This window comes from Vibrio sp. L3-7 (assembly GCF_963898195.1).
In the GTDB taxonomy this organism is placed as follows: domain Bacteria; phylum Pseudomonadota; class Gammaproteobacteria; order Enterobacterales; family Vibrionaceae; genus Vibrio; species Vibrio echinoideorum.
On sequence record NZ_CAWQUW010000003.1, the window covers coordinates 30,081 to 47,123 of the forward strand.

At 43.4% G+C, this 17,043-nt stretch carries 16 protein-coding genes; 10 read left to right on the forward strand and 6 right to left on the reverse strand.

Annotated elements, in window-relative coordinates; genetic code table 11:
* Positions 1 to 4 precede the first annotated feature (4 nt).
* The 5 genes from AACW75_RS03525 to AACW75_RS03545 form a co-directional block, all read right to left on the reverse strand.
* Positions 5 to 205 carry a twin-arginine translocation signal domain-containing protein gene (locus AACW75_RS03525; RefSeq protein WP_029224806.1) on the reverse strand — a complete coding sequence of 67 codons (201 nt, stop codon included), beginning with the start codon at positions 203 to 205 and terminating at the stop codon, positions 5 to 7.
* A 76-nt stretch (positions 206 to 281) separates the two neighbouring features.
* Positions 282 to 959, reverse strand: coding sequence for a TorD/DmsD family molecular chaperone (locus AACW75_RS03530; protein ID WP_445329510.1), 678 nt, complete (start codon positions 957 to 959; stop codon positions 282 to 284).
* A 3-nt stretch (positions 960 to 962) separates the two neighbouring features.
* Positions 963 to 2,648 carry a 4Fe-4S dicluster domain-containing protein gene (locus tag AACW75_RS03535; RefSeq protein WP_135458205.1) on the reverse strand — a complete coding sequence of 562 codons (1,686 nt, stop codon included), beginning with the start codon at positions 2,646 to 2,648 and terminating at the stop codon, positions 963 to 965.
* Between the two features lie 300 nt (positions 2,649 to 2,948).
* A complete protein-coding gene (locus AACW75_RS03540; RefSeq protein WP_102553732.1) occupies positions 2,949 to 3,605 on the reverse strand; it encodes a DUF3306 domain-containing protein in 657 nt (218 codons plus the stop codon).
* Entirely contained in the window at positions 3,595 to 4,059 is a 465-nt protein-coding gene (locus AACW75_RS03545; RefSeq protein WP_102553731.1) for a DUF3305 domain-containing protein, read from the reverse strand. The genes AACW75_RS03540 and AACW75_RS03545 overlap by 11 nt, the downstream gene beginning before the upstream one ends.
* Before the next feature lie 468 nt (positions 4,060 to 4,527).
* Between AACW75_RS03545 and fdhD the strand changes: the two genes are divergently transcribed.
* The 9 genes from fdhD to cydX all read left to right on the forward strand — a co-directional run bounded on the left by fdhD (position 4,528) and on the right by cydX (position 12,413).
* On the forward strand, positions 4,528 to 5,358 hold the full coding sequence (gene fdhD, locus AACW75_RS03550) for a formate dehydrogenase accessory sulfurtransferase FdhD (RefSeq protein ID WP_029224805.1): 831 nt from the start codon (positions 4,528 to 4,530) through the stop codon (positions 5,356 to 5,358).
* A 436-nt stretch (positions 5,359 to 5,794) separates the two neighbouring features.
* The gene (locus AACW75_RS03555) at positions 5,795 to 6,736 is read left to right on the forward strand and encodes an MBL fold metallo-hydrolase (protein ID WP_135458203.1); all 942 of its coding nucleotides are present in this window, start codon (positions 5,795 to 5,797) and stop codon (positions 6,734 to 6,736) included.
* Position 6,737: 1 nt separating this feature from the next.
* The gene (locus tag AACW75_RS03560) at positions 6,738 to 7,052 is read left to right on the forward strand and encodes a hypothetical protein (protein ID WP_135458202.1); all 315 of its coding nucleotides are present in this window, start codon (positions 6,738 to 6,740) and stop codon (positions 7,050 to 7,052) included.
* Positions 7,053 to 7,150: 98 nt separating this feature from the next.
* The gene (locus tag AACW75_RS03565) at positions 7,151 to 8,035 is read left to right on the forward strand and encodes a DUF692 domain-containing protein (protein ID WP_145568504.1); all 885 of its coding nucleotides are present in this window, start codon (positions 7,151 to 7,153) and stop codon (positions 8,033 to 8,035) included.
* The gene (locus AACW75_RS03570) at positions 8,028 to 8,813 is read left to right on the forward strand and encodes an HvfC family peptide modification chaperone (protein WP_145568423.1); all 786 of its coding nucleotides are present in this window, start codon (positions 8,028 to 8,030) and stop codon (positions 8,811 to 8,813) included. Before AACW75_RS03565 ends, AACW75_RS03570 begins: the two co-directional genes overlap by 8 nt.
* The gene (locus AACW75_RS03575; RefSeq protein WP_145568421.1) at positions 8,810 to 9,418 is read left to right on the forward strand and encodes an HvfX family Cu-binding RiPP maturation protein; all 609 of its coding nucleotides are present in this window, start codon (positions 8,810 to 8,812) and stop codon (positions 9,416 to 9,418) included. The genes AACW75_RS03570 and AACW75_RS03575 overlap by 4 nt, the downstream gene beginning before the upstream one ends.
* Positions 9,419 to 9,525: 107 nt before the next feature.
* The gene (locus tag AACW75_RS03580; RefSeq protein ID WP_135458196.1) at positions 9,526 to 11,142 is read left to right on the forward strand and encodes a cytochrome ubiquinol oxidase subunit I; all 1,617 of its coding nucleotides are present in this window, start codon (positions 9,526 to 9,528) and stop codon (positions 11,140 to 11,142) included.
* 9 nt (positions 11,143 to 11,151) lie between these two features.
* Entirely contained in the window at positions 11,152 to 12,288 is a 1,137-nt protein-coding gene (gene cydB / locus AACW75_RS03585; RefSeq protein ID WP_135458194.1) for a cytochrome d ubiquinol oxidase subunit II, read from the forward strand.
* A 26-nt stretch (positions 12,289 to 12,314) separates the two neighbouring features.
* Complete coding sequence (gene cydX, locus AACW75_RS03590; protein ID WP_081324463.1) at positions 12,315 to 12,413, forward strand: cytochrome bd-I oxidase subunit CydX; 99 nt, start codon at positions 12,315 to 12,317, stop codon at positions 12,411 to 12,413.
* 191 nt (positions 12,414 to 12,604) lie between these two features.
* Here the strand turns inward: cydX and AACW75_RS03595 are convergent, their stop codons facing one another.
* Positions 12,605 to 14,188: an ABC-F family ATPase gene (locus tag AACW75_RS03595; protein ID WP_017073258.1), complete on the reverse strand. Its 1,584-nt coding sequence runs from the start codon at positions 14,186 to 14,188 to the stop codon at positions 12,605 to 12,607.
* A 461-nt stretch (positions 14,189 to 14,649) separates the two neighbouring features.
* Between AACW75_RS03595 and AACW75_RS03600 the strand changes: the two genes are divergently transcribed.
* Entirely contained in the window at positions 14,650 to 17,043 is a 2,394-nt protein-coding gene (locus tag AACW75_RS03600; protein WP_445329511.1) for an ATP-binding protein, read from the forward strand.

Sequence of the window (17,043 nt, forward strand, 5' to 3'; positions counted from 1 at the left end):
TCTCCTAAAGTGTATCGTAGTAATCGCGAATATGTTGCGTTTCACGATAGCCTGTCTTCTTCACGTCTTCTTTCGAAATTTCAACCGTTTCTGAAGCAGTTGCCACTTTCGTTGTTCCAGCGACAACGGCACCAGCAACGGCTGCAGTTGTTAAGCCTTTGAGTAAGTCCCTACGGCTTGTATTTATTTCTTTATTATCTTTCATCATTGCTTCCTTACCTTACGGTAGATCTTTTTGGAGGCTTAATGCCCCTCTATCGATATAATCGCGTACTGCTCGATTACTCGTAATCAGTGACGTTTTTCACATCAATCTTTAATTTGTGCTTACTGCTTTTTGTATTCACGCTAAAACGTACTTGTTCTAACGTTAAGAATGCTTCACACAGCTGGGCTGCTGATTTGTAGAAGTTGGCGCTTTCTGCTGCTTCAAGCTGACGCGTGAAAGAGTTAAACCAAGGGCCAAGATGCTTATTGAAAACCGCTTGTTGTAGCGCTTCTTCTTCATTGCTTAACATTGCCATGACTTCACAAAGCGCAGCGATATGATCTTCTGGCTCTTTCACTTGATCATCACGCTCAATGCCTAAAAGCTCTAGGTCATGACGAATTTCTGCTAATGGCTTTTCCATCATGGCGCCAGTGCGATGCCAAGAACCAAATGGAACTATTTCTCCACGGCCAATGCCAATGAACAGATCTTGATACTCGTCTTCTAATGCTTCGCGGTTCGATTCAGTGGCAGCTTGTTGAATGGCAATCCAAGCCTTTTGCATGGCACTTTCAGATGCTTCAATATCTAGCGTCTTTAGAAAATCAATCACCTCTTCAGAGGGTGCGCTGCGAAACAATGCTGAAAGAACCAAATAGATTTCAGTTCTTAGTGTTTGTTCTTGTTCTTGATTGTTTTGCGCTTGTTTTGGCGCTTGTGCTTGACCTAAATTAGTATCCAATGCCAACTCCTAGTATTTCAATTGATTCAATGGGTTTTGAGCCATTGAGTCGAACATGTCCACCACACGACAGTCTTCACACATCGCAATACGATTAATCGCAGTTTCATCTGAAAAATGAGAGTGACCGCGTAACTTGTTCTGCAACATATCAATCATAGATTGTGGTGCGAATGGCTTATGACAACGCAAACATTCCGCGGCTTTCTCTTCATGAATCACAACCGCTTGTTGACGTTCTTCTTTCACCCAATTCATACGAGGTGTCAGAGTGAGAACATTCTCAGGACACGCCTTTTCACACAGACCACATTGAATACAGTCTTGTTCTACAAACTTAAGTGATGGAGATGCACCGTCGGTATGTAGAGCGCGTGTCGGACACACAGCCACACAACTCATACATAAAGTACAATCTTTGCTTTCACACGAAACCGTGCCGTATGGTGCATTCGAAGGAAGCTCAACAATGTTCTCAACTGGAATTCGAGATGAAGACATCGCATCAAGAGCAGTAAATAGACGCTGACGCTTGTTACCTTGAAGGTCGCCAAGTGCTAGGTCGAAAGAATCAACGCACAGTGTTGGTGGCCCTTCACGTAGCGACTCTAAATACAGGATATCGATGGTTTCTTTTGGAACGCCGATTTGATCAAGTAATTCTTGTGCAATTCCTACTTCGTTATTCAGAACACGAATGATCGTCTCTGGCATAAAGCGAGAAGCCGCAAATAGAACCTGAGTCGCGCCATTTACAAGCGCTGCAAACCAAGTATCAATACCAATAGATGGAAGCTCTTCAACAACAATCGGAATCACGTTATCTGGCAGTGCTTTCAGTGCCATCACATTGTAGGTTTCATGACGAGAGCTACAGATAAGTACGATCGGATCAAGACCGCCCGCTTGTTCATAGTTAGCTAGCGTACGTTCGATGAATTTTTGTGTATCGTCAGGATTAGGCAGCGCATAGGTGATCGCTTCTGTAGGGCAGCTTGTTGCACACGTTCCCACGCCTTGACATAGGTAAGGGTTAATCTCGATCTTGTGACCCGTTCTATCTGAGCCTTCACTCGATAGCGCGCCAGCAGGACAAGCATCAACACAACGCTCACACCCTTTTACGCCACGAGAACTGTGCGCACATAGGTCAGTGTCTAAACGAAAGAACTTAGGCTTATCAAACGTGCCCATCAACGTTGGAATCTCTTCTAACGCTTCAGCCAGTTTTGGATAGCCGCGACCAACTGGGTAATAACCCGGAACTGGCACTTCTTCCGTCATACAGCTGTTTAGGCACAGATCGAGGACCACATCGAAGCAATCATGATTGATCGCTATTTTAGCTAGGTTGTTTGTTAAGCCTTTACTTTCAATTAAGACTTCGAACGTACCCAGAAAACCAGATACTTGAACAGCGTTCGCGTAATAAAGTTCTGATTCGCTATTGGTTCCTGCCTTTTCGTTAGTTGAAAGGCCACCATCAGTAGAAAGCAATGTCAGGCTTGTTAACTGAGGCAATTGAGCCGCAGCACTTTCTATGATCGCAGTTGGACCAATAATCAGTGTATTCCCCCCACTTTCATAACTCACTGTAGGTGGAATAAGGTTCGTTAACTCAACTGTATTTTCAAACGCATACAGCCTTGCTTTAGCGTTGTTTGAAGTTGCTTGTTCTAATAATTGTTTAAGCATTGCTCAGTTCCATCTATGGACATGGATAATCTGTTCAATCTTCATTGTAGTTAGCGTTAGAGAACTTGCTGAGTAATCGATTAACAATGAATAGTTCGTTAGCGATTCATCATTCAGTCAATCTTACTCAGGCTATCTACAAAAAAGTTGATAATGAACGTTATTTAGCAAATGCCATGCCAGTTTAATAAGCGTTTATTATCAATAACTTAAATTGTTTTCGTATCTGATTTTAGAATAAAAAAACCGCTTGGGACATTTTGTCGCAAGCGGCTCATTGAGTGTTTAGTCAAAATGTACCTATTCTTTGTGTGGTATATTTTGTCCCACCTCTTTTAGATCTTCTTCAGTTGTTAAAGTATCAAACCTCTCCGGAACTGTGTTTTTATCCAGTAGTTCTTGTTGTTCCGTGATTTCGGTACTTTCAGAAGATTCAAGTTCTACTTCAGAAGTGTCTGATTCAAGATTTTCATTATTACTATCAGTGAGTTGTGCTTCTTCTTCAGGGTTTTCTTCTTCTGTCTTATCTTTTACCCAATCGCGTAGGGTTTCAGCGACACCTTCGGAAAGAGACTTCAAATTGCTGTAATCATCATCGTAATCATCTAAGCCATCACGAACATTGAACTCTTCCGAAAGGAATAATTTACGTAATGCCGCTTTTTTTACGCTTTCTGATGCTTCTGAAACTAATAATTGAGCCACAGAAAGCTCTTCAGTGGCTTCTGGCGCTAAATCTTGAACATCAGTCGCCTCTTCAGCGCCTTCTGATGACAACGTCGTTTCAGTAGAAGCTTCAGTATCAACTTGTTCTATCTCAGAGGGTGCATTTGACTGAGCTGACGAAATCTCAGAAGAAGATTCAGTTGTCTCAAGCGTTTGTTCTGTTTCCAGAGACTCGTCAGTAGATTCATCGAGCTTACGTTGTGACCAACGACTAAAGAAATTAGTTGCCATTTGATCTGCCCGCCCCTTTGCGTTTCTTACGTCGTGCTTCTAACAACTCACCATGACGGCCTATAAAGGCTTCCATCCAAGCTTGTACCGGGAGTGGTATGTCGTAAGAAAGCACTTGGTTATCTCCGTCCATGTATTGACCAGCAACCGTTTGAGAGGCTGTAAGGAGTTGAATTACAGGCCTAACATCAGAATCAACGTTATCCATCACCAAAAATAGCTTGGGTTGCTGCGAACTTAAGTTGAACCGGTAGTCTGTACGCTCATCTTTGTGTAATTGAAGTAAACATACGTCTGCAGTCTCAATACCAGGCGTCAATTCAAAGCCAGTTAATTCCCATTGAGTCGTCACCCATCGGCCCGTCGAAATTTCTTTCTCTAATCTGTTTACACCTATCGGCCAAGTTGCTTCTGTTTTTTCATAGTTCTTTTCGGATTCTTTGGTCTCAGACATACTTCACCTAACTGATTTAATTTGTTCTGAAAGAGTTTGGGACATTTTGGTCTTAGCTAATTCATATAGCTCATACAAAGCAATAACCACGCCAAAAACAAACGGCTAATTCTCTATTCTGTTCTGCATTGGGGTTTCGCTATCTCTTTGTATTTGTACTAACTCCCTTTACGTTAGTTGATTAGCTCAAATATAGAGAACCTATGACGGTGATATCGCATAATTTACGCTATTTTAAGGGAATACTTCATGTTTTCGCCAATACCCGTTATTTTGGAATGAGAATTGCTAAATACTGAGTCAAAGCTGATTTGAGTTAGAGCTCAGGCGAATTGGAACAAAGCGAAGACTGATTTACGTAATATCCAAGATTAAGTGACATCCAAGGATTTATTATCGAGAGTCGTGTGACGGCTCTTGTTGACTCTTATCTCATAAAATCGCTATCTCATTAAGTAGGAAATGATTGTGGTAAAACCAAACATAATAAAAACCAGTGAAAATCCACTTCAGACAATCGAAGTTGAAGTGTTTGATGAATATGGTGAGAAGCTGACAAAACAGATTGCTTGCGAGCGCCCTCTTACCGTGATGTTGAACTGGAAAGAGATCGTAACGCTGATGACGTTGGGTTCTCGTCCAGAGTCGCTAGTGTTGGGTTATTTGAAGAACCAAAGCTTCCTTTCAGATCCAGAAGCGGTTGAATCTATCATCATCGATTGGGAAACCAGTTCCGCTGCTGTCATCACTAAAGAAGATACGAGCCAACTTGAGCAAGCACTTAAGAAGAAGACGGTGACTTCAGGATGTGGTCAAGGCACCATGTTTGGCAACGTGATGAAGCAATTGGAAGATTACCAAGTGCCTCAAACCAAGATTAAGCAATCTGAAATCTACACGGCTCTAGAAGCGTTGACTCATTATAACGATACCTATAAGAAAGCCGGTGCGGTACATGGCTGCGCAGTTTGCAAAGACGACAAGGTTCTATCGTTTGTTGAAGATGTTGGTCGTCATAACGCCGTAGATACACTGGCTGGTGAGATGTGGCTTAACAAAGAGTCAGGTGATGACAAGATCTTCTATACAACAGGTCGTTTGACGTCAGAAATGGTTATCAAGGTCGCACAGATGGGTATTCCGGTTCTGCTATCACGTTCTGGTGTCACTCAAATGGGCTTAGATTTAGCGCAGAAGTTCGGTATTACCACGATCGCTCGCGCGAAAGGTTTACGCTTCCAGGTATTCACTGGCGCTGAAAAGATGGACTTTGATGTGAAAGGCGAACAAAAAGCGTAGTTTTTTATAGCGTATTCTCTGGCGAGTGAACTCTTTTTCCAGAGTCTCACTATTTTCAAGTGATTTGATTAAAGGTGTAAGTACAGGCTTGCACCTTTTTATTTGTCCCTTTCAATCCCCTTTGTTCTTTTTGATACTCTTTATTTTCCTTAATACGACAGCCTCTTTATTTCCTCAATTCTGATATCCACTTCGTTCTTATAGCTCCCCCTTTCTGCACTTTTTTCCCGCAAAGGAACACACCTAAAATTAACGTTTAGTTTTTCTTAACGTTAATTTCAAAATTACTAGATATACCAAACGTTAACATTTCTTTATCTTGTCTCCCGTGAACAGAAAGAAGCACGAACTTATTGTGCTGCTTAATGAGAACGTCACTTCTTTGGATGCTCACTTCGAAGAAAAACAGATAAGAAACAAAGAATTGGATAACAATATGAAACTGCCTTTAAAAGCTCTAGCAATAGCTCTTGGACTGACCTTGGGCGCCAACTGCCACGCGATTGAACTCAAGCCTGTCGATACTGATTTTACATTACAGATCCTTGGATCCGGTGGCCCTATTTCGGATGACCTACGTGCATCATCCGGTGAAATCGTATGGTGGAAAGGGAAATCACGAATCATGATTGATGCCGGTGGTGGTGTGTACTTACGTTTTGGTCAAGCCGGTGCAAAACTTGAAGACTTAGATTTCATGGGCATCACACACTTCCATACTGATCACGTTAATGATGTCCCCGCCATTCTCAAAGGTGGTTACTTCTTTGACCGCGAAAATCCACTAGATATTTCGGGGCCAACGGCAGGCTCTGTATTCCCAAGCTTAACAGGTTACTTCAAAGCGAACTTCGACCCACAAGATGGCGCTTATGCGTATTTAAGTGGTTTATACGATGGCACAGATGGCCTATTCCCTATCAATCTGCAAGATGTTGATCATCAATCAAAAGAGCCAACGGTTGTTTACGAAAAAGATGGCTTGAAGATCACTGCTCTGGGTATCCCTCATGGTGATGTGCCTTGTCTCGCTTACCGAATCGAAAGTGAAGAAGGCGTGATGGTGATTTCAGCGGACCAGAATGGCAGCAACTCTGCGTTTTTAGACTTCGCTCGTGGTGCCGACATCATGATGATGCCAATGGCAATTCATGAACAAGCCGATGGCGTCTCTTCATTCATGCACGCTAAGCCTTCTGTGATTGGCGAAATTGTTAAAGAGATCAATCCAAAGATGTTGGTGCTTAATCACTGGATGGGTTTAGGCCTTAAACGTAAATCCGAATCCATCAAAATCGTACGCGAATATTACGACGGACCAATCATGTCTGGTCGTGACTTAGCAAGCTTCCCTATGTCAGCTGTAAAGGAGAAATAACATGAACAATAAAGTTGCCCTTTCAATCGCGATCACATCGGTGATCAGCCTTAGCTCGGCAATGGCATTTGCTGATACGCCACCAGAAGCACCTGTTGAAGCCAAAGCATCATCTGGACATGGGGGTAAATGCGCTGCGGGTAAATGTGGTACGGAAAAACGTTTCGAAAAAGCGGAACTGACAAGCAACCCACAAGATCGTTTGGTGCGTGCTCGTGATGGAAAATGTGGCTTAACGGCTGAAGGTATCTCGCCAAGTAAAGAGCCCATCCTAATGGCCAATAGCAAGGTGACAGGTGGAGTATGTGGCCAGTAGATACGCATAAAACTAAAGCTCTAGCATCAAATGACCGAGCTGTAACAAACAGAGCCCTTGAAAGCAGAGTCCCTAAAAATAGAGAGTTAAACCATAAAGTGCGAACCATTCAGAATACAGACAAAGGCATTGGGCTACGCAGTGAGCATATTGAACTGCTCGCTCGTTCCCCAAAGCACCCTGATATTGATTTTCTGGAGTTAGCTCCCGAGAACTGGATGAGCTTAGGTGGTCTTAAGCGCGAACAGCTACAGGATATAGCGAAGCAATACCCTTTAGTTGCCCACGGTTTAAGTTTATCTATTGGAGATTGCCAACCGCTTAATACGAAGTTTGTACGTCAGGTTGGTCAGTTTCTCGATGATCTAAAGATCCAAGTGTATAGCGAACACTTGAGCTTTTCTCGTGACAACCAGGGGTATCTGTATGAACTGTTACCTGTGCCACGTCGCACAGAAAACATCGATTATTTGGCAGATAGAATCAAGCAAGTTCAGGACATCATTCAACGTCCTTTAGTGATGGAGAACATCTCTTATTACCACAATTATGGAGATGAGATGCCTGAGGGTGAGTTTATCGCTGAAATAGCAAAGCGCAGCGGTTGTGAGTTGTTGGTCGATATCAACAACCTGTACGTGAATAGCCAAAACCATCACTTTGATGCGGCTGAAATGCTTAAGGCTTTACCGAGCGATGCTATTCGCTACTACCACATTGCTGGGCATTTAGTTGAGACTGACAGAGCGGTTGAAGGTAACAAGTCGTTACTTGATACCCACGGGATGGAAGTACAACCAGCGGTTGTCGATTTGGCGCGTTACACCTTCTCTCTTCATGGCAGCAAACCGTTATTGCTAGAAAGAGACAACAACGTACCGCCTTTGGTCGTACTGACTGAGGAATTGCGAACGGTGCACAGTCAGGTTCTAGACGCAGGTGTTGTTCATTGCCCAATGAATCAGGAGTTGGTTTATGCATAACCCTCCGAGCATGATGATCACTCAAACGCAGGCGTTAAGCGCATTGATACGTTTGCCACTCGAAGAAAACTCTCAGTGCCGATACAGCGAGTTTATTAGAGACAACGTGTTTGGTGTATTGAACAACACATTTCCGTTGTTTTGTCAGCAAATCGAACAAAGCCAATTATTGATATTGGTGGATGAGTTTGTGGTTGTGCATTACGCATCAGAACCGGAGTTTCACCACATTGCTACCGAGTTTGTCAGCTTTGTTCAACGTCGAACTCAACCAATGAGTATGTCTAGTCTGGGTGATTTGTCTACTTTGAGTGCGAGTCATGAGCTCACAGCCGACCAACTGGCGGTGTTGGAGTACGAATGGTGTGCTTTTTGCGTTGAGATTGACGCTTCAAAGCAAGTATTGCCGATGTCGTGGAGGGGTGACCTTCGTGCTGATGAACACCAGCTTAAATTGGGTTTGCTCGTCAACAGTACGATGAAGCTCGTGCAGGTGCCTTTCCTTGTTCATGGTGAGTCATTGACGTTTCTAACACGAAGGCGATACCCCATTTATTACGCGATTTATCGCGACTCTGACCAACGCGTCAACACGATAAAACTAAGAGAAATTGATGTTGCGATTATCCAAATAATCCAACAACAACCAAATCGTTCTTTAGCCGATATAAAACAAATAATTGCTCAACAATTGGCGAGATTCGAATTTATTAATTGGGTCAAACACTTCAGCGAGATTGAGCTGATTGGTGCTTACTCTTTAGGAGAAAAAATATGATTAAGTCAGCGCTCAACTGGTACGACGCAATTGTCGAAAAGCGCAAACAATACGATTATTTAGTGCTGCTGGCAGTACGTCTTTACTTAATTCCCGTTATTTATGTCGGTGCGCGATCTAAGGTACTTGGCTTTGCAGGAACCGTTGCGTGGTTTGGTGCTTCAGCTGCCGATGGTGGTCTAAACCTCCCTTTCCCTGAATTGCTGGCTTTTTTAGCTGCAGCTACTGAAGTACTAGGCTGCATTTGTATCGCGTTAGGTCTGTTTACTCGTTTTATCTCGATTCCTATGATTTTCATGATGAGTGTGGCCAGTGCCATGGTTCACTGGAAGCACGGTTGGGACGCGATTGCGACAGGCGGTATGGAAGCAACAGTTCGACTTAACGGCTTCATCGAGTGGCTTTCTGTTAACTTCCCAGGTCGTTACAACTACATCACAGAGCTTGGCGACCCGGTAATGCTGAACAACGGTATGGAATTCGCAGGAACTTACTTCGTGATGCTATTGGTGTTGCTTGTTTATGGTGGTGGTCGTTACGTCAGCGCCGATTACTGGATACGTAAACAGTTCTCTAAAAAGCAAGATAAAGCACTTCGTTGGTAAGAGATTCAGTTAATAGAGTCACATGTAAATCTTTAATTAGTCCTCTCTAATTATCCTTTCCTTTTTCATTGTCTTACCCGTCACATCCGTGGCGGGAAGGAGTTTTTATGCTTACAGATGTCGTTGATCTGTCGCGGTTTCAATTCGCAAGTACCGCTCTTTATCATTTTATATTCGTTCCCCTAACTATAGGTCTCTCCTTCTTACTCGCAGTGATGGAATCGCTGTATGTTATGACCAACAAAACCATCTACAAGGACATGACCAAGTTTTGGGGAAAGTTGTTTGGTATTAACTTCGCTATTGGTGTTGCAACGGGCTTAACTATGGAGTTCCAGTTTGGTACTAACTGGGCTTACTATTCTCACTATGTGGGCGACATATTCGGTGCTCCACTTGCTATCGAAGCATTGATAGCGTTCTTTTTGGAATCGACTTTAGTGGGGCTGTTCTTCTTTGGCTGGGACAGGCTTTCTAAACGTCAGCATTTGTCGATCACTTGGTTAACCGCCCTAGGTTCAAACTTCTCTGGTTTATGGATTTTGATGGCAAACGGTTGGATGCAAAATCCTGTTGGTGCGGAGTTTAACTTTGAAACCATGCGTATGGAGATGACTGACTTTGTCGAAGTTATCTTTAACCCAGTAACACAAGTGAAGTTTGTTCATACCGTTTCAGCAGGTTACACCACTGGCGCATTGTTTATTATGGGGATCAGCGCTTATTACATGCTGAAAGGTCGCGACCTACCATTCGCTCGCCGCTCTTTTGCTGTTGCTAGTGCATTTGGGATGGCCGCTATTTTATCAACCTTAATGCTTGGCGATGAATCTGGTTATGAATTGGGTGATGTACAAAAAGTAAAATTAGCGGCGATTGAAGCTGAGTGGCACACCGAAGAAGCCCCGGCTTCTTTCACGCTGTTTGGTTTCCCGAATCAAGAGACTATGGAAACGGACTATGCGATTAAAATCCCATACGTGATGGGTATTATCGCAACGCGTTCTTTGGATACACCAGTAATCGGTATTCATGATTTATTGGCAAAAAATGAAGATCGTGTGCGAAACGGTATCTTAGCTTATGGGCTGTTAGAGAAGCTCCGTTCTGGTGATAAGTCACAGAAAAATATCGATGAGTTTGAAACGGTTAAGCATGATTTGGGTTATGGGCTGTTAGTTAAGAAATACAGTGACAACGTTGTAGATGCGACAGAACAACAGATCAAACAAGCGGCTAAAGATACTATCCCAACGGTTGCACCACTGTTTTGGAGCTTCCGTATTATGGTCGTGTGCGGTGTATTGATATTCGCAATCATCGGGCTTTCTTTTGTCCAAATTTGCCGTCGTAAAATTGGTACCAGCCCTTGGTTACTGAGAGCAACAATATGTGCGATTCCACTGCCTTGGATCGCGTGTGAAGCAGGATGGTTTGTCGCTGAATATGGACGCCAACCTTGGTCAATTGGTGAGATCCTTCCCGTAAATATGGCGGTCTCTAACCTACCCGTTGAAAGCCTGTGGATTTCAATTGGCCTAGTGTATCTGTTCTATACATTCTTCTTGATCGTCGAAATGTACTTAATGGTTAAGTTTGCGAAGCTGGGACCAAGCGCCTTGAAAACAGGCAGGTATCACCATGAACAGCCAACTTGCAGTAATCCAATGGTCGGCATTTCATCTACACCAACACAACTAAACCAATCAGTCGATCTTCATTAAGGAATTCAGATGTTTGATTACGAAAATCTACGCCTGTTCACATGGGCAATTATCGGTGTGTTGTTAATCGGCTTCATTATTACCGACGGTTTCGACATGGGTGTGGCTGCATTACTTCCCGTTCTTGGAAAGTCCGATGTAGACAGACGAGTGATGATTAATTCTATCGCACCTCATTGGGATGGAAATCAAGTCTGGCTGGTGACCGCTGGCGGTGCCATTTTTGCAATTTGGCCTTCAATCTATGCCGCGGCATTTTCAGGATTTTACCTCGCGATGATCTTGGTATTAGCCGCATTATGGTTACGACCGCTTGGCATGGACTATCGTTCTAAAATCGATGACCCCAGATGGAAACAGGCTTGTGATGTCGCATTAGTCGTCAGTGGCTTCATTCCTCCTGTTATCTTTGGTGTCGGCTTCGGTAACTTAATGCTTGGCGTGCCATTTGAATTCAATGAATTTCTGATGATGTCTTACCAAGGTGGCTTTTGGGATCTATTAACGCCATTTCCTCTACTATGTGGTTTGGTGAGTTTAGCGATGGTAGTAACACAAGGTGCGGCATTCCTTCAGATGAAAACGACGGGTGACCTTAAGTTACGAGCACAAAGCATTATTGTGTGTATGGCGTGCATCACAGCTGCGTTGTTTGTGATTGGTGGTTTGTTCGCAAGCTCGTTGCCGGGTTATTTGATTACCAGTCCTATTGTGACTGACTCAGTTTCAAACCCATTACTGAAACATGTCATGAAGTTTGATGACTTACTACTACATAACTACGAAAACTATCCGGTACTTTGGGGGATTCCGGCTCTAGGTATCATCGGAATGCTGAGTTGTGCCGTGATGACTCGACTTAACCGCGCTGGTTTGGCCTTCGCTTCTTCGAGCTTATCGATAGCAAGCATCATAACGACAGCGGGCGTTGCCCTATTCCCAATGATCATGCCATCTAGCTTGATGCCATCGCATAGTTTAACGCTATGGGACGGAACATCGAGTGAGTTAACACTGAGTATTATCTCAGTTGTGGCAGTTATCGTGGTGCCAATTATTTTGGGTTACACAATCTGGTGTTACTACAAAATGTTCGGTCGATTAGATAGCCAATACATTCACGATAACAGCTCGTCACTGTATTAATTAGAGATGAAATAGGAGGGTAACCTATGTGGTATTTATGTTGGGTACTGGGCGTGTTATTAGCCTGCGCGTTTGGAATTATTAATGGGTTATGGTTAGAGCACTCAGATCAGCTAGATGACTAGCCAAGTTAAGTTAAATTAAGTTACAAAGTAATGTATAGGGTGGGTATTTGAACAACTCTATAATGCCCGCCACTTAATATTATAAAGCTAACGATACAAAAACGCCGTCATACTTTTCAGTATGACGGCGTTTTTTAGTTTAAAGCTTAATTCCCAACGAGTTGAGTTGAAAATCTAAGTTGCGTTAAGCCTTAACCGCGAGATTTCAACAGTTCAGCGTAAGTACCGCGGAAATCGTTGATCTTACCGTCTTTGATCTCAAGGATACGAGTTGCTAGCGAGTCTACGAAGATTCTGTCGTGAGATACGAAGAACAATGTGCCTTTGTAGTTCTCAAGAGCCAAGTTAAGCGCTTCGATAGATTCCATATCCATGTGGTTAGTTGGTTCATCCATTAGAAGGATGTTTGGCTTGTGCATCATGATCTTGCCAAGAAGCATACGACCTTGTTCACCACCAGAAATAACCTTTACCGATTTCTTAATGTCGTCTTGACCAAACAACATACGACCTAGGAAGCTACGAACAACTTGCTCGTCTTCGCCTTCTTGGCGCCATTGGCTCATCCAATCAAACAGATTTAGGTCTTCTTCGAAATCATGCGCGTGATCTTGAGCGTAGTAACCGATGTTTGAGTTTTCAGACCACTTGTACTCACCAGTGCGAGCTTCAAGAGCACCCGCTAGCGTATTAAGTAGTGTTGTTTTACCTACACCATTCTCACCGATGATAGCTACACGCTCACCAACTTCGAAGATCGCATCGAACTTGTTGTATAGGTCAGCTTCAAAACCTTGAGATAGGTTTTCAACCACAAGTGCGTTACGGAATAGCTCTTTCGACTGTTCGAAACGGATGAATGGGTTTTGACGGCTAGACGCTTTAATATCGTCTAGTTGAATTTTGTCGATCTGTTTAGCACGAGACGTTGCTTGCTTCGCTTTAGATGCGTTAGCTGAGAAACGAGAAACGAACGATTGAAGTTCAGCAATTTGAGCTTTCTTCTTAGCGTTATCAGACAGTAGACGATCACGAGCTTGTGTCGCTGCTGTCATGTACTCATCGTAGTTACCTGGGAAAAGACGAAGTTCACCGTAATCAAGGTCAGCCATGTGTGTACAAACTGAGTTTAGGAAGTGACGGTCATGCGAAATGATGATCATTGTGCAGTTACGTTGGTTTAGCGTATCTTCCAGCCACTTGATGGTGTCCATATCCAGGTTGTTCGTTGGTTCGTCTAGAAGCATGATATGCGGGTCTGCAAACAGTACTTGAGACAATAGAACACGAAGTTTCCAACCCGGTGCTACTTCGCTCATTAGCCCGAAGTGCAGTGATTCTTCAATACCTACAGCAAGAAGCAGCTCACCTGCTTTAGCTTCTGCCATGTAACCATCCATTTCAGCGAACTGAACTTCAAGGTCGGCTACTTTCATGCCGTCTTCTTCGCTCATTTCTGGAAGCGAGTAAATACGGTCACGTTCTTGTTTGATTTCCCAAAGCTCTTTGTGACCCATGATAACCGTGTCGATTACCGTGAATTCTTCGTAAGCAAATTGGTCTTGGTTTAGCTTAGCAACGCGCTCATTTGGATCGTAGCTTACGTTACCGCCAGTCGGCTCAAGTTCACCAGATAGAATCTTCATGAACGTCGATTTACCACAGCCATTCGCGCCGATTAAACCGTAGCGGTTGCCTTCGCCGAACTTAACTGAAATATTTTCGAAAAGTGGCTTAGCGCCGAATTGTTGGGTGATATTTGCTGTGGAGATCAATGCCGTTACCTTTTTAATGTGAAAAACGCCGCAACGTTACTTGTTCAGGGCTTTAACTGCAAGTATTGATTGCAATTACTCGCCATTAAGTGAGTGATAATCCAACCAAATCATAGTTTGAGCCAACTCACACTTTTGGTTTTCTATTTTGCCATGAAAAAACGTCATTTTTCAGGAAAAATAAAATAGCGAACAACCGGTGACGTTAGGGTTTATATAGCAACCCTTATCGTGCTCTTGATTGAATATATCGCATGGTGCATTGTTACAGTTGAACCTGCTTTTAGCTCATCAATATGCGATATGGCTAGATGCTCAAATACTAGCCCAACCCCTGACAATTTCATGACAAAGACGAAAGAAACAGGAATAAAGTACTCGCCCCCGAAAAGGGGTTCGATTTCACAAAGTAAGATTAACTAACTATAGTAATCCTAACCTCATAATTCTAAGAGACTTTTATGCGTTCACTATCGCGCTTCTTATTGCTCACACTGGCCATGTTGTCTTGGCCTAGTCATGCCATGTTGTCTTGGCCTAGTCATGCCATGTTGTCTTGGCCTAGTCATGCCAACTTGGAATATGACTTACAATCACAACCTCAGGTATCGGATTTAGCTCAAGACCTGAATAAACGCATTAACGCACTCCCCGACCCGTTGTTTATGGATGAGTCGGACAAACGCAAAGTTAACGTGCTGTTGGCCGACGTGCTCCGAGTTCAAAACGAACAAATCAGGACATTTGATCAACAACTATTGGATTACCGAGCGAACAACGATTCGGATCTGTGGTTTGCGGTTGAATCAAGCTATGTGACGTTAAATAGTTTGAATGTCAGTAAACAGCATCTACTCGAACAAACCTCGACCTCAAACAAAGATCGCCTAACGGGTTTTGGTCCTTATGGGGTGACTCAGTTTAAGCAAGAGTGGGAATTAACGAAGCTGAATGTAGAATATCTCGTTTATTTCCAGATACGCAGTTTCAAAGCGCTGATCAAAGACATCTTTATTTCGCCAGTGCCGGTCATTGGAGCATCATTAAAAGTCTTGTTCATTTACTTTGGATTAGCATGGTGGCTTGCCAATAGCACTCGTTTGATCGAAGCGTTTCGAGTCAACTTACTTGAAGCGAAACAAAATCCGCCTTTCCTGATTCGCGTGATTTGGTATATCAGCCGAGCCGATCGAGCGATCGCTTGGTTGATTGCTATTACGTTATCGTTGAGAGTGTTATCCAGCATCCCTAGCCTGCAGCATCTGATTTTCCTCGAGATCTTTACCTGGTGGATTCTTGGTGGCTCGATTGCGATTAGCTTTATCCTTGAATTTGCTTATCGTTTAGGTCGCACATCAAATCAAGAAGTGATTGCTCTGCGTTTATCGACTATTCGTCGTTACGTATGGAGCTTCATTGTTGCGGGTGTGATTCTTCAAATATCGAGCATTACACTGGGCAAAGGTACTATTTACAGCTGGATTTACAGTGCCCTGTTTTTCTGGTTTGTATTGGTTACGATTTCAGTGCTCAGATTATGGCGAGCGAAAGTATTCAATACATTGCAACACATCTCAGATCGACCGGTGTGGGTCAACTGGGCGGTAAATCGTAAAGATACGTTCCTGCTTAATATTATCGCAACAGCGCTTGGTATCGCATGGTTGAGTGTCTACAACTTCCAACATCGAATCATGGCACTGCTTTCTAGTTACACACTGTTTAGCCAAGCCCTAGCTTATCTATTTAGAATTGAAGTGGCTAAGCAGTCCGACTTGGACAAGAATCAACAAAACTTAGTGAGAATCAAAGGTAATCAAGCTTTTGAATACGTCCTACCAGGTTCAATAGACAGCACTCTCATAGATTATGCAGGCGACGAGGTGAAACAACTCTCTCGTTACTTGATGTCAGACAGCCCTGCGATTTGTATCGTGTCTGGCGAGCGTGGTGTTGGTTCAACGACTCTGCTTTATACCTTGCTGCATAAAGTGTCGAATGCAGAGCCGATTTACGTGAGCTGCCCTTATGCTGGATATAGAGAATTCTTGGCTCATCTAGCCGTTAGCATTGGTTTAGATGAAGAAGCCACTGAAATTCAGATCTTGGCGCACTTACGCAAGAGTGAAATCACCTATCTTATTGCGATCGATAATGCCCAACGCTTAGTCAAACCTATGGTTGGCGGCTTATCTGATCTTATCCGCTTAACTAACTTGTTACGTCGTTCTAAAAAGAATCACCGAGTCGTGATGTCGATTGCCAAGTCTAGTTGGCGCTTTGTTGATAGAGCTCGTGGTGAACGTTTGTTGTTCGATTTGGTTTGCTTCCTTCCACGTTGGACCGAAAAACAAGTCGGTGAACTTCTGACAAGTCGCATCAACACAGAATTAGAAAAGCCGTTGTCGTTTGATGGTTTGGTGGTTCCTAAACAGTGGGACCAAGATGACATGACAGAAGAAGAACGTGCCCGTAAGGGGTTCTATCGAATCCTATGGCACTACTCAGATGGCAATCCGACCGTTGCCCTGCGTTTCTTCCGTTTATCTCTGAATCGAAATAAAGAGACAGATCAAGCTGTGGTGCGTTTGTTTCATGTACCAGAAGCTCAAGAATTAGAGAACATGCCTAAACCCATGCTGGCTGTGCTGCGTTCTATTGTGCAGTTGGAAATCGCTTCCCCTGAAGTGCTGTCTGAATGTACTCAGTTGAGCATTGCTGAGATTACCGGAATTCTCCGCTACTTCGAAAGCCGCGGTTACATTGGCTGGAACGAAGATAAGGCTAAGATCTCCGATCACTGGTTCCGTCACATTACTAACGTTCTCGACCGTCAACATTTATTGGTGAAGTAA